We start from the raw sequence: 18,185 nt of genomic DNA on the forward strand, positions 1-18,185 counted from the left end.
GTCGCTACAGCAGCGCGAATTCCCGCAAGACATCGCGGTAAATGTCGCGCTTGAACGGAACGATGGCATCCAGGAGGTCAGGCCCGCGCATCCACTGCCAGCGCAGGAATTCTGGGTGCTCGGTTTCGATCACGATGGCCGTGTCGGGCGCGAGCATCCGCATGCGAAACCATGTCTGCTCTTGGCCGCGAAACCGCCCCTTCCAAAGCTTGGGCAATAGATCAAGTGGCAGGTCGTAGCGCAGGGGTGTCGCAGTTTGGCCCAACACGTCGACCTGATCGGCGCGCAGGCCGGTCTCTTCCTCCAGCTCGCGCAGGCCAGCGGTGCGCAGGTCCTCGCCTGCGTCCACGCCGCCCTGCGGCATCTGCCACGCGCCGGGGGTGTCAATCCGCTCACCCGCCCAGATCAGCCCATCGGAGTTGAGAAGGCACAGGCCCACGTTGGGCCTGTACGGCAGCTTGGCTGCGTCTTCTAATGTGATCATCGGTTTATTGCGCCGCCATGTCGATGGCGCTGAGGCCTTTGAGGATATCAACGGCATACGCCAGTTGGTAATCGTCGGTGCGCAGTTGCGCAGCCTGCTCAGCGGCTTCCTGCTCTTGCAGGATTTGCTGTTGCTGATCTTCGCTCAGGCTGTCGTTTGAGATAGACCCACGTAGACCGGCCTCAGAGCGGCGAGGGCGATCATCGGCCTCTTCTTCGGTCTGCTGCACGCGTGGTGGTTGCTGCACGACGATATCGGGGGATACGCCCAAGGCTTGGATCGAGCGACCCGAAGGCGTGTAGTAGCGCGAGGTCGTCAGGCGCATCGCCCCGTCACCCTGCACAGGCATGATCGACTGCACCGACCCTTTGCCAAAGCTTTTGGTGCCCACAACCACAGCGCGACGGTGGTCCTGCAACGCACCTGCCACGATCTCGGATGCGGAAGCAGAGCCACCGTTGATCAATACGACAAGCGGTAGGCCGTTGATCGTATCACCGGGGCGCGCGTTGAACCGGTCGCCGTCACGGGGATTACGCCCCCGGGTCGAGACGATTTCACCCTGCTCAAGGAAGATATCGGCCAGTTCGACGCCTGCCGTTAGCAGACCACCGGGGTTGTTGCGCAAATCCAACACGACACCGTTGATGTTGTCCAAGCCGCCCGCGGCTTCGATTTCACGCTCCATGCCGTCGCGCACGTTGGGCAGGGTCTGTTCGTTAAAGGTCGAGACCCGCACCACAACGCTGTCGCCTTCGGTGCGCACGCGTGCGGCGGTCAGCTTGATGTTGCCACGGGTGACGCCAATCTCCAGCGGCTCCTCTACGCCTTCGCGGCGCACGGTCAGCTCAACATCGGTGCCCACCGGGCCCTTCATCAACTCAACCGCTTCGCCAAGCGTCAGGCCAAGTAGGCTTTCGCCATCTACTGCGGTGATAAAATCGCCCGCCTCGATGCCCGCTTCTAGCGCAGGGCTGCCGTCCATCGGCGTGACGACCTTCACAAAGCCGCTTTCCTGTTGGACCTCAATGCCAAGGCCGCCGAATTCACCCCGGTTGTCCACCTGCATGGCCGTAAAGGCCTGCGGCGGCAGGTAGCTGGAATGCGGATCAAGCGAGGTCAGCATCCCGTTGATAGCGGCTTCAATCAGTTCACCCTCATCGACCTCCTCGACGTATTGGGTGCGGATACGCTCAAAAATAATGCCGAACAGGTCGAGCTGTTCATACACACTCGCCCGATCGCCAGCTTCTTCGGCAAGCAAAGGGCCAGCGATGTAGGTTGTCGCGCCAATCCCGGTAATCGTGCCGACTGCGGCGGCCATGAGCATCTTTTTCATATGATCTCTCTTTTATGCATCAAGCGGCGGGCCTATTGGGCAAACCAATCCGCGGGGTCCACCGGTGTGTTCCGGTCTCTTACCTCTATATAAAGCGTCTCGGAGCGGCCTGCGCCACCACCTTGTCCCACCTCGCGCAGAAAATCCTGCGCGCGTGGCAAGGTGCCGCCCATCACGCCGACGGGTGCGCCTTGGCTCAGGATCGTTCCGGATGTGCCGTAAGTCTCTGACATTCCAGCGAGAACGATCAATTCGTTGGGGCTGGGCTCAAGGATGATCACTTGCCCCTGGTCCAACAAAGGCCCAGCATAGCGAATGGTCGCGTCTAACGGAGATGTGACCAAAGCGCCGGGCGTTGTGGCGATAAGCCAGCCGTTGCGGACAATCCCGGCGGCATCTGCTTCGCCAAAGGTGCGTAGCACTTGGCCGGTGACGGGCAGGGGCAGGGCCGTGGTTGCGGCCTCGGGCACGGGCGTCATGCCTGCACTAGACAGTGTGCTCAGCCCATCGGCAAAGCCGGACAATGTATCGGCGTTTTGCACAAGGGTCGCCATGGCGTCCGCGTCCTGCACAAATCGTTGGGGCCTGTCTGTGCGGTTGGACAGGGCAGTGGCCAGTTCGGTGCGGGCGGTCTGCACCTCGGCCAGCCCAGTCTCAAGCGTTGTGCGGGCATGGTTTTGCAGGTCCCGCAAAAGCGCAAGGTCAGCCAAATCCGTGCTGAGCGTGTCGACCTTTGCCTGTAGGGCGGGGGTGATCGCGGCCACCATTTGCCCCGCTTGGGCCGTGCCAACAGGCCCCGATGGATGCAGGTTCAAAAGGGGCGCGGGCGTATGCCCAATCCGTGCGAGCACACCCAAAAGTTGGGCGACCTCGGCGCGGCGGTCCTCAAACTCAGCCGTTAGCACCCGTTCGCGGGCATTGACCTGCCGCAGGCCATCACGCAGCGCGGACAGCCCGTCCTCATACGCGCGAACGGTCCGGGTAAGGGCCGCGATCCGGTCCGAGGCGCGGTTGGCATCCGCAAGCAGATCACCCGCCGCGATCAACTGCTCGGCTGCGGCGCGGGCCGTTTGTTCCAGCGTTTGTGCGCGGGCAGGCCCGATGGATAGCGCGCCCAACGTGCCCGCCAGTGTGGCGGCCATGATGACCGCGCGCAGGGTCATCCGAACAGGCACCGGCCTGTCATTTCGGGCGGTGGTTGCAGCCCCATCAGGGCCAGCACTGTGGGCGCGAGGTCGGCCAAGCGCCCGTCCTGCATCGTCGCGCCTGTGGGTCCGCCGACCATGATCACCGGAACCGGATTGAGCGTATGGGCGGTGTGTGGCGCGCCTGTCGTCGGCTCAACCATGGTTTCGCAATTGCCGTGGTCGGCGCAGATAATCGCCGCGCCGCCTTTGGCTTCTAGCGCCGCGAGGGCCGCACCAAGCCCGGTATCCACCGCTTCGCAGGCCTTGGCTGCCGCCGCGAGGTCCCCGGTGTGGCCGACCATATCTGGGTTGGCGTAGTTCACAACGATCAGGTCGTAGCCTGCGTTGATTGCGCCGATGAAATGCTCGGTCACTTCGGCGGCGGACATCTCGGGTTGTAGGTCATAGGTCGCGACAGCCGGTGATTTCGGCATGAACCGATCCTCGCCCGGTTCTGGTGTTTCCTTGCCGCCGTTCAAAAAGAACGTGACGTGTGGGTATTTCTCGGTCTCCGCGAGGTGGAATTGCCGTTTTCCGGCCTGAGCCACCCATGCGCCCAGCGTGTTTTCGACCTGCTTTTTGGGGTAGACCGTCGCCATAAAGGCGTTGTGCGCCTCGGAATAGTCGACCATGCCCAACATATGCAGCGGCGTTTGTGTCCGCGCGAACCCGTCGAACGTAGGATCGGCCAGCGCGCTGAGGATTTCGCGGGCGCGGTCGGCACGGAAGTTGAGGCAAAAGAACCCGTCGCCCTGGGCCATCCCGGTGTGACCGGGCAGGACCGTTGGTGCGATAAATTCGTCCGTTTCTTCCTTGGCATAGCTTTGCGCGACGGCGGTGGCTGCATCCGGGGCCGCATCGCCTTTGGCAAAGACCATCGCGTCATAAGCGCGCTCAACGCGGTCCCAGCGGGTGTCACGGTCCATCGCCCAGTAGCGGCCGATGACTGTCGCGATCTGCGCGCCAGAGGGCAGGGCGGATTGAAGTTGGCCAAGAAAGCCATCAGCGGATTGCGGGGCCACATCGCGGCCATCGGTGATGGCGTGAATGGCCACGGGCACTCCGGCTGCGGTGATCGCATCAACGGCGGCGATGATGTGGGACAGGTGCCCATGCACGCCGCCATCAGATACAACGCCCATCAGGTGCGCAGTGCCGCCCGATGCCTTGAGGCTGTCGATCCAAGCCGTCAGAGAGGGCGCGGTGGCAAAGCTGCCATCCTCAACCGCCAGATCAATCTGGCCCAAATCCATCGCAACCACCCGGCCTGCGCCGATATTCATATGCCCAACCTCTGAGTTGCCCATTTGCCCGCGGGGCAGGCCCACATCAGGGCCATGGGTGATGAGCGTGGCATTGGGGCACGTCGCCATCAGGCGGTCCATCGTGGGCGTATGCGCCACATCAGGGGCCGAGGTTGCGGGCGTGTCGGACAGGCCCCATCCATCCAGAATACACAGGACGACGGGCGCTTTGGCGGGGGTGGTTTGTTTGGTCATAGGCATCTTTTGGACCAAGGACCGTGGCGGGACAAGTCCCGGTAGCGGCGCGGCTTAGACCCTGTGATATGGGCTGCCTGCCAAAATACTTGCGGCGCGGTACATCTGTTCGGCCAGCATGACCCGGACCAACATATGCGGCCAAACCATCGCACCAAAGCTGAGGGTCATGTCCGCTTGCGCCCTGAGGCTTGGATCGATGCCGTCCGCACCGCCGATCACAAAGGCCAGATCACCCCGACCCTGATCGCGCACGCGGCCTAACCGCTCAGCGAAAGTAGGTGAGGTCATCACCTCACCACGCTCATCGAGACACCACAGTGCGGCGCCAGTCGGCAGCGCACGGCGCAGCAACTCGGCTTCAGCGGCCATGCCGCCGCCGCGTTTATCCTCAACCTCAACGACACGCGCAGGACCCAGCCCTAGGCTGCGCCCCGTGCGGTCAAACCGGGTGAGATAATCGTCGATTAACGCTTTTTCTGGCCCCTTACGGAGCCTGCCCACAACGCATAGGTGGACGCGCATCAGACCTTCGCGGCGTTCGCCGAGGCAGGGTCAGAGGGGTTCGCTTGCCACATCTTTTCCAGTTGGTAGAACTCGCGCACTTCGGGGCGGAACACGTGGACGATTACGTCACCTGCGTCGAGCAGCACCCAATCACCGGCGCCTTTGCCTTCGATTTTGCAGCTCCGGCCCAGTTGGACCTTAAGAACTTCGGCCAGCTTTTCGGACAGGGCGCTCACTTGACGGGTCGAGCGGCCCGAGCAAACCACCATGTGGTCCGCCATCGAGGTTTTGCCGCGCAGGTCGATCTGCACGATATCTTCGGCCTTTTCGGCCTCCAGCGATGTCAGGATAAGTTCAAGCGTAGCGTCCGAAGCGGCCGTGTCGCTGGTTGCGTGTGGCGCTGTCGTGGCGCCCGGGGTCTGAGCAGACAGGGTCTGATCCTCCAAAAAATGGTGCGCCTCTCGCGCGTCCTGTCCGTAGGCTACCAAAGGTTGAGCCGCAAAACAATGATATCCGCAGATGTGCGGAAGCGGCCTGATGCCCTGTGATGGGCGGAATGTCCAGCCCCCATGGGTTAAGGCTACTGCGAACGGCGTGTGATGGGGCCGCAAATGTTAGGCCGGTGGTTGATCCGCGTCATGTTGCGCGGCGGGCAGCATCGTGACCTCTCGCTGAGGGAAGGGGATGGAAATGCCATGCTCGCGGAAGGCATCCCACAAAGCCAAGAACACATTGCCTCGAATGTTGGTCAGCCCGCCGGTGGGGTCTTTGATCCAAAACCGTAGGATGTAGTCCACCGAACTGTCGCCAAACCCCACGATATGGCAAACAGGCGGGCGGTGGCTGAGGACGCGGTCCACGCCTTGCGCGGCCTCGATCGCGACCTTGCGCACCAGGTGAGGGTCGTCGTTGTAAGCGGTGCCAAAGTGGATATCGAGGCGCACGAACTCATTGGAATGGGACCAGTTCACCACTTGGCCGGTGATCAGGTCCTCATTCGGGATCAGGTATTCCTTGCCGTCGCGGGTGACCACACTGGCGTAGCGCGCACCCAGCGTTTGGATCCAGCCAAAGGTATCCCCAAGGGAAATCACGTCGCCGGGTTTGATCGACTTGTCCAACAGAATGATGACACCAGACACAAGGTTGGACACAACCTTTTGCAACCCGAACCCAAGCCCGACGCCGATCGCCCCGGATAAAACCGCGAGCCCGGTCAGGTCGATGCCGACGGTTCCCAACCCGATAAAGATCGCGGCCCCGTAAAACACGACTTGGATGACCTTGATGGCCAAAACCCGCATCGAGGGGGACATGTCCTCATTGGTTTGCAGCCGCTCGGCGGTAGCGCGGGTGATGAAACGCGCGCCCATAACCAGAACCGCCAGAAGGGCCGCGCCTTGCAGGATTTGCCACAAGCTGATGGAGCTATCGCCCATCCCGATGCGGGCACTGTCCAACACGACCTGCGTGTCGTCATCCAGTTGCAGAAGGCGCAATGTGATCCATATCCACGCGGCCCAATTCACAATGCGGCGTAAGGCGTTGTTTTTGATGAGCCGTGTGGCAAAGGCCACGATCAGCCAAGCGGTGGCTAGATTGGCTGCAATCGCAATCAGGTAGTAGCGCGAAGGGAAGCGAAACATCTCTTGCATGATGGCTAAGGCACCCCACGCAAGAAGGACAAAGACGATCCCTCGCAACCGGTTGCGCACCACGACCAGCCAACGCAATTGCCACTTTGGCATTCCCTCGCGGGTGCGGACCCATGCCTCTAGCTTTGGGGTCAGCACCCTGCGCGCGCCTTCCGCAACCAACAGCAGCGCCACAAGGATTACGATCTGGGTCAGGCTTGAGACGCGCAAAAGCCCCGATGCGAAAAGCTCTGCTTGCCGCAGGATCATCTGCGCCGTGTCGCTGGCGACCTCTAGGGTGGTGGCATCGGTTTGTGGACTGTCATGATTGGCCATTTGGGCAGAGTGCGCCACAGATGTGCCCGCGGCAAGGGTCATGGGTCCTCAGGTCGGCGCGCCGGATCTGAGGCTTGCGAAGGCGGTGTGAAACGCGTCCCTTGCGAAGGGCGCGATCCGGTTGTATCTCAGCGTCATGACGACCTTTATTCTCATGGATGATCGCGCCCGCCTGCGTGAACGCTTTTACGGCGCCTCCATGAGCGTGCGCGCGCGGCTCGGCTGACCCGCCCACCCCTGAACAGACCACAGACGCTCACCAACAACATCACGGGAGAGGACCCCATCATGTCCCCCAAAACGCTCTACGACAAAATCTGGGACGCGCATCTCGCGCATGAAGCCGAAGACGGCACCAGCTTGCTGTATATCGACCGCCACCTTGTGCACGAAGTGACCTCGCCGCAGGCGTTCGAAGGCCTGCGCCTGACGGGCCGCACCGTGCGCGCACCAGAAAAAACCATCGCGGTGCCCGATCACAACGTGCCGACGACCCCTGGTCGTGAAGACCCCGCCAACATGACCGAGGATTCGGCGATTCAGGTGGCTGCGCTCGACAAGAACGCCAAGGATTTTGGCATTCACTACTACCCCGTGTCGGACGTGCGTCAGGGTATCGTGCACATCGTCGGGCCGGAGCAGGGCTGGACATTGCCCGGCATGACCGTAGTGTGCGGCGACAGCCACACCGCGACCCACGGCGCATTTGGCGCGCTGGCCCACGGCATCGGCACCTCCGAGGTTGAGCACGTTCTGGCCACGCAAACGCTGATCCAGAAAAAATCCAAAAACATGAAGGTTGAGATTACCGGCAAGCTGGCGCCGGGCGTGACCGCCAAAGACATCGTTCTGACCATCATCGGTGAGACCGGGACCGCAGGCGGCACCGGCTACGTGATTGAATACTGTGGTGAGGCGATCCGCGATCTGTCCATGGAAGGTCGTATGACCATTTGTAACATGGCCATCGAGGGCGGCGCACGCGCAGGCCTGATCGCACCAGATGAAACCACATACGCCTACGTCGAAGGCCGCCCCCACGCCCCGAAAGGCGCCCAGTGGGAAGCCGCGATGAACTGGTGGAAAACGCTCTATTCCGACGATGATGCGGCATGGGACAAGGTCCTGACGATCCGGGGCGAAGACATCGCACCGACCGTCACATGGGGTACCTCGCCCGAGGATGTTTTGCCGATCACCGCAGCGGTGCCATCCGCATCTGACTTCAAAGGCGGCAAGGTCGATGCAGCGCAACGTTCGCTCGATTACATGGGGCTGACTGCGGGCACGCCTCTGGCTGAAGTTGCTATTGATACGGTCTTTATCGGGTCTTGCACCAATGGCCGGATCGAGGATCTGCGTGCCGCTGCCGCGATCCTGAAGGGCAAAAAGAAGAAAGACGGCATTCGCGCGATGGTCGTGCCGGGGTCGGGCCTTGTGCGCGCGCAGGCCGAAGAAGAGGGCTTGGCGGACATCTTCAAAGAGGCCGGTTTTGAATGGCGCCTTGCGGGCTGTTCGATGTGTCTGGCGATGAACCCGGACCAACTGGCTCCGGGTGAGCGGTGTGCCGCGACCTCTAACCGTAACTTTGAGGGTCGTCAGGGCCGGGGTGGACGCACGCACTTGATGTCGCCTGCAATGGCTGCTGCTGCGGCGATTACGGGTCGCCTGACGGACGTGCGCGAACTGATGTAAGCTCTTATGGGGCGCCTCGTAGGGGGCGCTCTTTAATTGACTAAAGCAAAACGCCGCCCATGATGACATGGGCGGCGTTTTGTATTTTGGCCTTGCTTGATGGGTTAACGGGCAGAGCGCGCGTTAACTTACTCGGCTGCAATCGCGGCTGGTTTTTCGGCTCGCACGGCGCTGAACTTGAACTCGGGGATCTTGCCGTATGGATCAACCGCCGAGTTGGTCAGCAGGTTCGCTGCCGCCTCAACGTATGCAAAGGGCAGGAACACCATGTCTGGGGCCACGGCGCGGTCCGCCCGCGCCATGATCGTGACCGATCCGCGGCGCGTGGTCAGTTGCACCATCTCACCGGGGTTTATCCCGAGTTTTCTGAGGGTTGAGGGGTGCAGGGATGCATTCGCCTCCGGCTCAACCGCGTCCAAAACGCTCGACCGCCGGGTCATTGATCCGGTGTGCCAATGCTCAAGCTGCCGCCCTGTGGTCAGGATCATCGGGTAATCCGCATCGGGGGCTTCGGCCGGTGGGATCACATCAGCGGGTGTGAAGCGCGCGCGCCCTTCGGGCCGTGGAAACCCATCTGAGAAAACAATGGCTTGACCGGGGTCTGTGGGCGAAAGGGAGGGGTAAGTCACCGCATTTTCGCCCTCAAGCCGATCCCATGTGATGTTGTTGAGGGACTTCATAAAGCCCTTCATTTCGGCGAAAATCTCGCTTGGATGGGTGTAAGACCAGTCCAGTCCGCAACGTTTCGCAAGTTCGGTTGTGATCCACCAATCCTCTCGCGCCTCACCGGGAGGTGCGACGGCGGGCCGTCCCATTTGGACCTGCCGGTTGGTGTTGGTGACAGTACCAGATTTTTCTGCAAAGGCAGAAGCAGGCAGGATCACATCAGCGTAGTTCGCTGTTTCCGTGATGAAAATATCCTGCACCACAAGGTGATCCAGCTTGGCGAGGGCTGCACGCGCGTGATCCACATCCGGGTCCGACATGGCGGGGTTCTCGCCCAAGATATACATCGCTTTGATCTGATCGGCGTGGATGGCATCCACAATTTCGGTGACCGTCAAGCCCTTTTCAGCCGAAAAATCGCCGCTGCCCCAAACGTCGGTAAATGCGCTGCGCACACCGTCATCGGTGACGGTCTGATAGTCGGGCAGGAACATCGGGATAAGGCCCGCATCAGATGCGCCCTGCACGTTGTTTTGCCCGCGCAGCGGGTGCAGGCCAGAGCCGGGCCGCCCGACTTGACCGGTCATAAGCGCAAGTGAAATCAAGCACCTAGAGTTGTCTGTGCCGTGGATGTGCTGACTGACGCCCATACCCCAGAAGATCATCGCGGCTTTGGCGCCTGCGAATGTGCGGGCCACCTCGCGTAGGGTTTCTGCGTCGATCCCGCAGATCGCCTCCATCGCTTCGGGGGCAAAGCCTGCGAGGTGCGATTTCTCTGCCTCCCAGTTTTCGGTGTAGGCGTCGATGTATTGTTGATCGTAGAGTTTTTCTTCCACGATCACGTGCATGATCGCGTTCAGCATCGACACGTCCGCTCCGGGGCGGAATTGCAGCATGTGGCTCGCGAACCGTTTTAGGGCTTGGCCCCGTGGGTCCATAACGATCAGCTTGCCGCCGCGCTTGGTGAACTGCTTGAAGTACGTCGCTGCAACGGGGTGGTTTTCGATCGGGTTCGCGCCGATGACGATGGCCACATCGGCGTTTTCAATTTCATTGAATGTCGCCGTGACCGCGCCCGAACCGACGTTTTCCAACAAGGCCGCAACCGATGATGCGTGGCACAGCCGGGTGCAGTGATCGACGTTGTTGTGGCCAAACCCTTGGCGGATAAACTTCTGGAACAAATAGGCTTCTTCGTTGGTGCATTTGGCAGAGCCAAAACCTGCAACATCGCGCCCGCGTCCCTTGAGGCCCGCACTTGCGGCCTCGAGTGCTTCTTCCCAAGTGGCTTCGCGGAAGTGTGTTTTCCAGTTGGCGGGGTCCACATTCAGCCCCTTGGCCGGGGCGTCATCGCGGCGGATCAGTGGTTTGGTCAGGCGATGATCATGGTGGATATAGTCAAACCCAAACCGTCCTTTGACGCACAAGCGCCCTTCGTTTGCGGGACCATCGATGCCCTCAACAAACTTCACGCGGCCGTCTTTGACCTTGAGCGAGACCTGACAGCCGACGCCGCAGAAGGGGCAAACGCTCTTAACTTCTTCGTCATAATCCTTGCTGTCGCCGACCTGTTCCGCGTCCACCACAGTGGCGGGCATCAACGCACCCGTGGGGCAGGCTTGGACACATTCACCGCACGCCACGCAGGAGCTTTCGCCCATAGGGTCGGCGAAATCGAACGTTGGATAGCTGTCGTGCCCGCGACCGGCCATGCCGATCACGTCATTGACCTGCACCTCGCGGCAGGCGCGCACGCACAAGCCACATTGGATACAGGCGTCCAAGTTGACGGACATCGCAACGTGGGTGTCATCGAGCAGGGGGATACGCTCGGCCTCTAGGGTCGGCAGGCGGCTGGTGGTGACGCCATTCGCCTCGGCCATGTCCCACAGGTGGCTTGACTTATCATGGGCCACATCGCGCTCGGGCTGGTCGGCCACAAGCATTTCCATGACCATTTTGCGTGCCGCCACCGGACGTGCTGAGGCAGTATTCACCACCATCCCCTCAGCCGGTTCGCGGATGCAGGATGCGGCCAAGGTCCGCTCGCCTTCAATCTCGACCATGCAGGCGCGGCAGTTTCCGTCGGGGCGGTAGCCTGGCGCGGGCTTGTGGCACAGGTGCGGTATCACGAGGCCGCGGCCATTCGCGACCTCCCAAATCGTCAGCCCAGCGGGTGCCTCGATCTGTTCGCCGTCAAGCGTGAAACGGATGGTGTCGGTCATGTCTAGCGCTCTCCCGGTCGCATTCCGTGAAACCCTAGCCCATTTTTTCACTTCCACAAAAGGACATCCGCGACGCGCCATCGTCCGTTTACGCCCTGTGTGGCAGCTATCGGCCATTGGCTTTTCCGATAAGAAACGGCATGACCCTAAGGGAGCCAAAAGAGGGCAGAAAAAGATGGCAGAAATCGTGTTGGTGCGCCACGGTCAGGCGAATTCGGCGGCAAAAGATGAGCTGAGCTACGACAGGTTGTCGGATCTCGGTCATCAGCAGGCGCGTTGGTTGGGAGAGCATTTGTCCGCCACCAACGGGCATTTTGACAACGTGATTTGTGGCGACATGCGGCGGCATCGTGAAACGGCTGCGGGCATCGGGTTCGACAACCCCCAAGTCGATGCGCGCTGGAATGAGCTGAGCTATTTCGCCCTGTCCGAAGCCCTAGAGCGGAAAACAGGCGCGCCCCATCCGGGCGACACGGGCGGGTTTATCACGCATGTGGATGAGGTGTTTTCGCATTGGAAGGCCGATGGGTTGGACGACGTCCCCGAAACCTACGCCAACTTTGATGCCCGCGTGACGGCCGCGTTAGAGGATGCCGCACAACTGGGTGGGCGGAGCTTGGTGGTGACGTCCACGGGGGTGATCGCGATGGTGTTGCGCCATGTGCTGGACCTAAGCCACCACGGCCACATGAAGATGATCGTGCAGACTGCAAACACATCGCTGCACCGGGTCGAGCGGCTACATGATACGTTTTACGTGGCCGAATACGGGGCGACGCCGCATTTGGATGCGCCAGACCGGCGCGCCGCGCGCACGCATTACTAACGACGGCTGCAACGGATCGCCTTTGCAAAAGGCGGACGCCTTGGGGGAGGAGATCACATGGTACATCTATGGGTACGCGCCGAGAGCCGCGCACATGAACAACGCGTGGGCATCACGCCGGAGGGCTGTGCAGCCCTGATCGCGCGCGGTTTTCAGGTCACGGTTGAGCAAAGCCCAACCCGGATCATCGAGGCCGAAGCATACCGCGCCGCCGGGTGCGCCATCGCACCCGAGGGGGCTTGGACCGGGGCGCCCAAAGATGCGATTATCTTTGGCCTCAAGGAGTTGCCCGAGGATGGGACACCCCTGATCCATCGCCACATCATGTTCGGTCACGCCTACAAGGGACAGCCCGCAGGGCAGGTCCTGTTGCAGCGTTTTCGTGCGGGTGGCGGCGCGCTCTATGACCTCGAATATTTGGTCGATGCCCAAGGCCGCAGGGTGGCGGCGTTCGGCTACTGGGCGGGGTACGCAGGGGCGGCCGTGGCCTTGATGTGCTGGGTCGCGCAGCAGCGCGGTGCTCTGTGTGGGCCCGTGGGCGCCTATGCGACCGCCGACGATATGCGCGCCGCATTGCGCGCGGATTTGGCGGACATCAACGCAGCCCCGCCCACCGCCCTGATCATTGGCGCCTTGGGGCGTGTGGGCACAGGGGCCGCAGATTTGTGCACCGCGATGGGCGTGCCCGTGACGAAATGGGATATGGATGAGACCGCCCATGGCGGACCCTTCCCAGAGGTCTTGGCCCATAACATCTTTCTGAATTGCATCCTTGCACGGCCCGGTACGCCGATCTTTGTGGCCAGTGACGCAGGTGCCGCGGCACGGGAATTGTCGGTCATCGGCGACATTGCCTGCGACCCGGACAGCGCGTTTTCCCCGATCAAGGTCTATGACCGTGTGACCACGTGGGAAACACCTGCGCTGCGCGTCCACGATGCCCCGGCGTTGGATGTCACGGCTATTGATAACCTTCCCTCTATGCTGCCGCTCGAATCCTCTGAGGATTTTGCCGCACAGCTTTTGCCGGTCCTGATGGGGTTGGAGGCGCTGGATGTAGACATCTGGGGTCGGGCGGCACTAGCCTTCCACGAGGCACTTGGGGGGCTGGGCGCGGAATGAGCCAGATGTACGATTATCTTGTGATTGGCGGGGGCATAGTTGGGTCGTCCACCGCGATGCAACTGGGGCAAACATACCCCGATGCGCGCATCGGCCTGATCGAGAAAGAGCCTGATCTGGCCGCACATCAGACGGGCCACAACAGCGGGGTCATTCATGCAGGCGTCTATTATGCGCCGGGCAGTATGAAGGCGCGGTTTTGCCGGGCGGGTGTGGATGCGACCCTCGCGTTTTCGCGCGCCCACAACATCCCGGTAGAGCAATGCGGCAAAATGATTGTCGCCACTGAACACAGTGAGCTGGCTCGCATGGCCGACCTGCACGAGCGCGCCACGCAAAACGGGCTTCAGATCACGCGCCTCGGGGCCGAGGAGTTGTCGGAGCGAGAGCCTAACGTACGTGGGGTCGGGGCCTTGTTCGTGTCGGTCACGGGCATCGCAAACTATCCCGCGATCACGGTCGCGATGGGGCGGGAAATCACCGCACAGGGTGGCGATTTGCATCTTGGCCAAACCGTGCGCGCCATCGCGGAGCGGGCCGATAGCGTCACGGTTGAGACGGATATGGCCACGTATCAAACCCGGCAACTGGTCGTGTGCGGCGGGCTGCAAGCGGACCGTTTGGCACGCATGGCAGGCCTTGACGCGGACTTTGCGATTGTGCCGTTTCGCGGGGAATATTTTCGGCTCGCGCCACGCCATGACGACATCGTTCGCAGCCTGATTTACCCGGTACCCGATCCGTCGGTTCCGTTTTTGGGCGTGCATCTGACGCGGATGATCGGCGGCTACGTGACGGTCGGTCCGAACGCGGTGCTGGGGCTGTCGCGTGAAGGCTATGCCAAGACAGATGTGTCCTTGCGCGATATGGCCGCGATGGCGGGCTACGCGGGGTTCTGGCGTGTGATGGCCAAAAACCTAAACCACGGCGTAGGAGAAATGCGCAATTCGCTCAGCCGTAAGCGGTACCTTAAACTGTGCCAGCGGTATGCTCCGGGGCTGGAGCTAGAAGATTTACAACCCTATCCTGCGGGCATTCGGGCGCAAGCGGTCGCGCGCGACGGCACGTTGGTGCATGACTTCTTGCTCAAGCGGACGGCGCGGATGCTGCATGTGTGCAACGCGCCGTCTCCCGCGGCCACATCCGCGTTACCGATTGGCGCGCATATCGTTGAAACACTGGCGGGCTGACGAACCCAACGGCCCAATTTGATGACCGAAAAAGGATATTTTATGAAGCTTTTCCCCTTGGCAGTAGCATTTGCCGTGATGGCTTTTCCCGCGGCGTCGCAAGACAACCGGGCCCTCGCGCAGCAGTATGTTGAGCTGCCCACTGTGCAGAAAATGATGGACGATCTTTTCGCCCCCGAGGCCCTTGCGGGTGGTGTCTTGGCGCAATTGCCGCCCGGTATGCAGGTTAGCCAAGACCAAGCGACCCGGCTGGGTGAGACGATGGCCAAATCAATGGCGAGCCTTCGTCCGCGGATGGTGGAGTTGATGATCGCCGGATCCGCCGCGACGTTTTCGGCCGCTGAGTTAGAGGCGCTGATCGCTTTCTACCAATCCGAACATGGCGCAGAGATCATGGCGAAGATGCCTGTTTTGATGCAGTCTACGATGCAGCAGATGGCCCCAAATATTCAGGCCCTCCAGATGGAGCTGGGCCCGCAGATTGAGGCGATCTTGCGCGAATAGCCGCTTAGTTTACCTCGGATAGGATCAGGTCGGCGCATTTCTCACCGATCATGATCGCGGGGGCGTTTGTGTTGCCCGACACGATTTCCGGCATGATCGAGCAATCCGCCACGCGCAGCCCGTGGATGCCATGTACGCGCAAGGCCGCATCAACCACCGCCGTCTTGTCGGTGCCCATTTTGCAGGTGCCCGTCGGGTGATAGATGGACGCTGTGTTTGAGCGCGCCCAATCAAGCGTCGCGTCATAATCATCCATCGGCAGGTCGGCATTGGGCCGAAACTCTTGTGATATCTTCTCGGTCAGGGGGGCGTGGCGCGCGATGCGGCGGGCGATGTTGACACCCTCAACCACGGTATCGCAGTCGGTCTTGGTGCTGAGGTAATTTGGGATGATTGCGGGATATGCGCGCGGATTGCGCGACTTGAGCCGAATCTCGCCCTTCGATTCGGGACGCAGCTGGCACACCGACATCGTAAAGGCCGAAAACGGGTCCGCACCCTTGCCGGGGTTTTCGGCCGATAGGGGTTGGACGTGGAATTGGATGTCAGGTGTTTCCACCGTTTCGCGCGTTTTCAAAAACCCAGTCGCAAGGCTTGCGGCCATCGTCATTGGTCCCGTGCGGTTAGCAACATAGCGCAGCCCGATCTTGGCCTGCCCCCAAAGAGAGCGGACCTCGTCGTTCAGCGTCGGCTCGTTGCATTTGTAAACCAACCGCGCCTGTAGGTGGTCTTGCATGTTTTTGCCAACGCCGGGCAGGTCGGCCTGCACCTCAATCCCGTGCTCGGCCAGTTGGGCTGCCTCACCAATGCCCGACAGCATCAGCAGTTGGGGCGAATTGATCGCGCCGCCAGAGAGGATCACTTCGCGCGCAGCTTTGACATGATGCACAACACCGCCGCGATCCGTGTATTCGACACCTGTGCAGCGGCCGTCTTCTAGCGTGACGCGGTCAACCTGCGCATGGGTGACGATTCGCAGGTTGGGCCGCTTGCGTGCCGGGTTCAGATAGGCCACCGCCGCCGAACACCGCCGCCCATTGCGCGCGGTCAGCTGGAAAAAGCCTACGCCCTCTTGGCTTGCGCCGTTGTAATCGGGGTTGAACGGATACCCTGCGGCCTGCGCGGCCTTGACCCACGCGTCGGTGATAGGACGCTCAATCCGCATGTTGGACACGGACAGGGGACCATCGCTGCCGTGAAATTCATCTGCGCCGCGCTCATTGCTTTCGGCGCGTTTGAACAGGGGCAGGACATCATCCCATGACCAGCCTTTGTTGCCCATCTGGGCCCAGCGATCGTAGTCTTGCGCTTGGCCGCGCACGTACAAAAGCCCGTTCAAGGAGGACGATCCGCCCAGCACTTTGCCCCGAGGCCACTCGATTGAGCGGCCGTTCAGACCCGGATCGGGTTCGGTTTTGTAGCACCAATCGACTGCCGGATTGTGGATTGTCTTGAAGTACCCAACGGGAATGTGAATCCACGGGTTCAAATCACGTCCACCGGCCTCTAGCAGAATCACGCGATTTTTTGGGTTTGCACTCAATCGGTTAGCGACAACACACCCAGCGGAGCCTGCGCCCACGACTACATAATCTGCTTCCATTGAGAACTTTCCCTCCTCAAAATCGCCTAAAAGTGCGACCTTCTGTCAAAAATCTCTATACAAACCAAAAATCATATACTAGCCTTTTTTGAAACTATAAGTCTCAATAATGGGTCAAATGGGAGGACCACATGAAAGTAAGCGATAAACTCGCGCGCATGACGCGTCGGGATCTGTTTAAGGTCGCGGGGAGCTACGGTATGAGCTCCACGCTGCTGGCGGCGGGGACCTTCGGTGGCGCAATGACGGTTGCTGAGCTGGCGAAAGCGGCTGAGTCGACCTATGAAAAGCGCTTTGCGAAAGAAGCCAAGCACGTGCTGAAGTTTGGCGCGGCTGGTTTTAACCAGCGCAACCTGCTCATCGAGCGGGCTGGTTGTCTTGAGTTCGCACGCGACCTCGAATCCCGCACGGATGGGGAGATCCGTGTTGAATTCATCGGCGACAACCAAATCTGTGGTCAGCTGTCTTGCGTTGAAAAAGCGCAGCAGGGCATCATCGACATCTACGCGGCCTCCACGCAGAACTCTGCCGGTGGTGCGCCTTATCTGAACGTTCTGGATTACGCGTACATGTTCCGTAACCGCGCGGATCAGTACCACTTCCTCTACTCGCCAGAATCGCAGCGCATCCTGCGTGAGCCGTTTGAAAAGCGTCACGGGCTGAAATTCCTGTTCTCGCACGCGGAACTGCGCGGCATCCAGATGGGTCTGGCATGGGAAGATCGTCCCACGATCACCAAACTGGAAGAGATCTTTGGCACAAAAAACCGCGTGACAGGCACCCAGCTGGGTCGGATCGCGATGCAGGCGCTGAACCTCAACCCAGTGCCAATCGCGTGGGAAGAAACCCTCGATGGCCTCAAGCAGGGTCTGATCGATGGTGCTGAGACATGGGCATCCGCCGTGGCATACGCCAACATGGGTCCTGTTGTGTCTCAGTCGGTGAACCTGAACTTCTTCTGCGGTACCGAGCACACAGCCATGAACGCAGAATCGTTCGACGGTCTGTCAGGCGACCTGCAGGATGCGGTGATGGAATCGTCCTACCTCACGCAGGTTCACGTCCAAGCGGCCAACGAAGCCGCCCTCGTGAACACCGTGGGTCAGTCCGATCCGATGCTGCCAAACACGATCTTTGCACAAAACAACGTGCGCAACGTGTTCCTGCCCGACAGCGAGATCAAAATGGCCGAGGAAATGTGCTCGCCCGAGTTCCAACCACAGCTCTGGGAGCAGTGGCGCGAGCGGATCAACGGCTGGGCCGGTGGTATCGATACATACCAGGACATCTACAACGAAGTCCGCACCAACACCCATACACTGGCCGAAAACGTCGAACCCCGCCGTTGGTGGAAAGCGTAATCGCCTA

16 protein-coding genes are annotated in these 18,185 nt (G+C 60.8%); 7 read left to right on the forward strand and 9 right to left on the reverse strand.

Annotated elements, in window-relative coordinates:
• Nucleotides 1-4: 4 nt before the first annotated feature.
• The 7 genes from PM04_RS10050 to PM04_RS10080 all read right to left on the reverse strand — a co-directional run bounded on the left by PM04_RS10050 (nt 5) and on the right by PM04_RS10080 (nt 6,986).
• Complete coding sequence (locus tag PM04_RS10050) at nt 5-484, reverse strand: RNA pyrophosphohydrolase (RefSeq protein ID WP_052068299.1); 480 nt, start codon at nt 482-484, stop codon at nt 5-7.
• 4 nt (nt 485-488) lie between these two features.
• Nucleotides 489-1,823, reverse strand: a complete 1,335-nt coding sequence (locus PM04_RS10055) for a S41 family peptidase (RefSeq protein WP_038006302.1) — start codon at nt 1,821-1,823, stop codon at nt 489-491.
• 32 nt (nt 1,824-1,855) lie between these two features.
• Nucleotides 1,856-2,986: a murein hydrolase activator EnvC gene (locus PM04_RS10060; RefSeq protein WP_038006303.1), complete on the reverse strand. Its 1,131-nt coding sequence runs from the start codon at nt 2,984-2,986 to the stop codon at nt 1,856-1,858.
• On the reverse strand, nt 2,983-4,509 hold the full coding sequence (gene gpmI / locus PM04_RS10065) for a 2,3-bisphosphoglycerate-independent phosphoglycerate mutase (RefSeq protein ID WP_038006304.1): 1,527 nt from the start codon (nt 4,507-4,509) through the stop codon (nt 2,983-2,985). The genes PM04_RS10060 and gpmI overlap by 4 nt, the downstream gene beginning before the upstream one ends.
• Nucleotides 4,510-4,563: 54 nt before the next feature.
• On the reverse strand, nt 4,564-5,034 hold the full coding sequence (rlmH, locus tag PM04_RS10070; protein ID WP_038006305.1) for a 23S rRNA (pseudouridine(1915)-N(3))-methyltransferase RlmH: 471 nt from the start codon (nt 5,032-5,034) through the stop codon (nt 4,564-4,566).
• Nucleotides 5,034-5,462: a ribosome silencing factor gene (gene rsfS, locus PM04_RS10075; RefSeq protein ID WP_081945971.1), complete on the reverse strand. Its 429-nt coding sequence runs from the start codon at nt 5,460-5,462 to the stop codon at nt 5,034-5,036. Before rsfS ends, rlmH begins: the two co-directional genes overlap by 1 nt.
• 168 nt (nt 5,463-5,630) lie before the next feature.
• A complete protein-coding gene (locus tag PM04_RS10080; RefSeq protein ID WP_052068307.1) occupies nt 5,631-6,986 on the reverse strand; it encodes a mechanosensitive ion channel domain-containing protein in 1,356 nt (451 codons plus the stop codon).
• A 136-nt stretch (nt 6,987-7,122) separates the two neighbouring features.
• Here PM04_RS10080 and PM04_RS18080 point away from each other — a divergent pair, with 136 nt between their 5' ends.
• Together PM04_RS18080 and leuC are read left to right on the forward strand one after the other, a co-directional pair.
• Complete coding sequence (locus PM04_RS18080) at nt 7,123-7,212, forward strand: isopropylmalate isomerase (protein ID WP_234702836.1); 90 nt, start codon at nt 7,123-7,125, stop codon at nt 7,210-7,212.
• 62 nt (nt 7,213-7,274) lie between these two features.
• Nucleotides 7,275-8,681, forward strand: coding sequence for a 3-isopropylmalate dehydratase large subunit (gene leuC / locus PM04_RS10085; protein WP_038006306.1), 1,407 nt, complete (start codon nt 7,275-7,277; stop codon nt 8,679-8,681).
• A gap of 128 nt (nt 8,682-8,809) precedes the next feature.
• Here leuC and fdhF read toward each other — a convergent pair whose 3' ends face one another.
• Nucleotides 8,810-11,572 (reverse strand): formate dehydrogenase subunit alpha, encoded by a 2,763-nt coding sequence (fdhF, locus tag PM04_RS10090; protein WP_038006307.1) that lies wholly within the window; start codon nt 11,570-11,572, stop codon nt 8,810-8,812.
• A gap of 175 nt (nt 11,573-11,747) precedes the next feature.
• On the opposite strand from fdhF, the gene PM04_RS10095 reads away from it, so the two are divergent.
• From PM04_RS10095 to PM04_RS10110, 4 genes are read left to right on the forward strand one after another with little or no spacing between them, the layout of a single operon-like run.
• A complete protein-coding gene (locus tag PM04_RS10095; RefSeq protein ID WP_038006308.1) occupies nt 11,748-12,398 on the forward strand; it encodes a histidine phosphatase family protein in 651 nt (216 codons plus the stop codon).
• 57 nt (nt 12,399-12,455) lie between these two features.
• Nucleotides 12,456-13,520: a saccharopine dehydrogenase gene (locus PM04_RS10100; RefSeq protein WP_038006309.1), complete on the forward strand. Its 1,065-nt coding sequence runs from the start codon at nt 12,456-12,458 to the stop codon at nt 13,518-13,520.
• Nucleotides 13,517-14,710, forward strand: coding sequence for an L-2-hydroxyglutarate oxidase (gene lhgO, locus PM04_RS10105; RefSeq protein WP_234702835.1), 1,194 nt, complete (start codon nt 13,517-13,519; stop codon nt 14,708-14,710). Before PM04_RS10100 ends, lhgO begins: the two co-directional genes overlap by 4 nt.
• A 42-nt stretch (nt 14,711-14,752) precedes the next feature.
• Complete coding sequence (locus PM04_RS10110) at nt 14,753-15,214, forward strand: DUF2059 domain-containing protein (protein ID WP_038006311.1); 462 nt, start codon at nt 14,753-14,755, stop codon at nt 15,212-15,214.
• 4 nt (nt 15,215-15,218) lie between these two features.
• Here the strand turns inward: PM04_RS10110 and PM04_RS10115 are convergent, their stop codons facing one another.
• Nucleotides 15,219-16,817, reverse strand: coding sequence for a GMC family oxidoreductase (locus PM04_RS10115; protein WP_038006312.1), 1,599 nt, complete (start codon nt 16,815-16,817; stop codon nt 15,219-15,221).
• Nucleotides 16,818-16,948: 131 nt separating this feature from the next.
• On the opposite strand from PM04_RS10115, the gene PM04_RS10120 reads away from it, so the two are divergent.
• The gene (locus PM04_RS10120; RefSeq protein ID WP_038006313.1) at nt 16,949-18,178 is read left to right on the forward strand and encodes a TRAP transporter substrate-binding protein; all 1,230 of its coding nucleotides are present in this window, start codon (nt 16,949-16,951) and stop codon (nt 18,176-18,178) included.
• The last annotated feature ends 7 nt before the right edge of the window (nt 18,179-18,185 follow it).

The organism is Thalassobacter sp. 16PALIMAR09 (genome assembly GCF_000765485.1).
Classification (GTDB): domain Bacteria; phylum Pseudomonadota; class Alphaproteobacteria; order Rhodobacterales; family Rhodobacteraceae; genus Thalassobacter; species Thalassobacter stenotrophicus.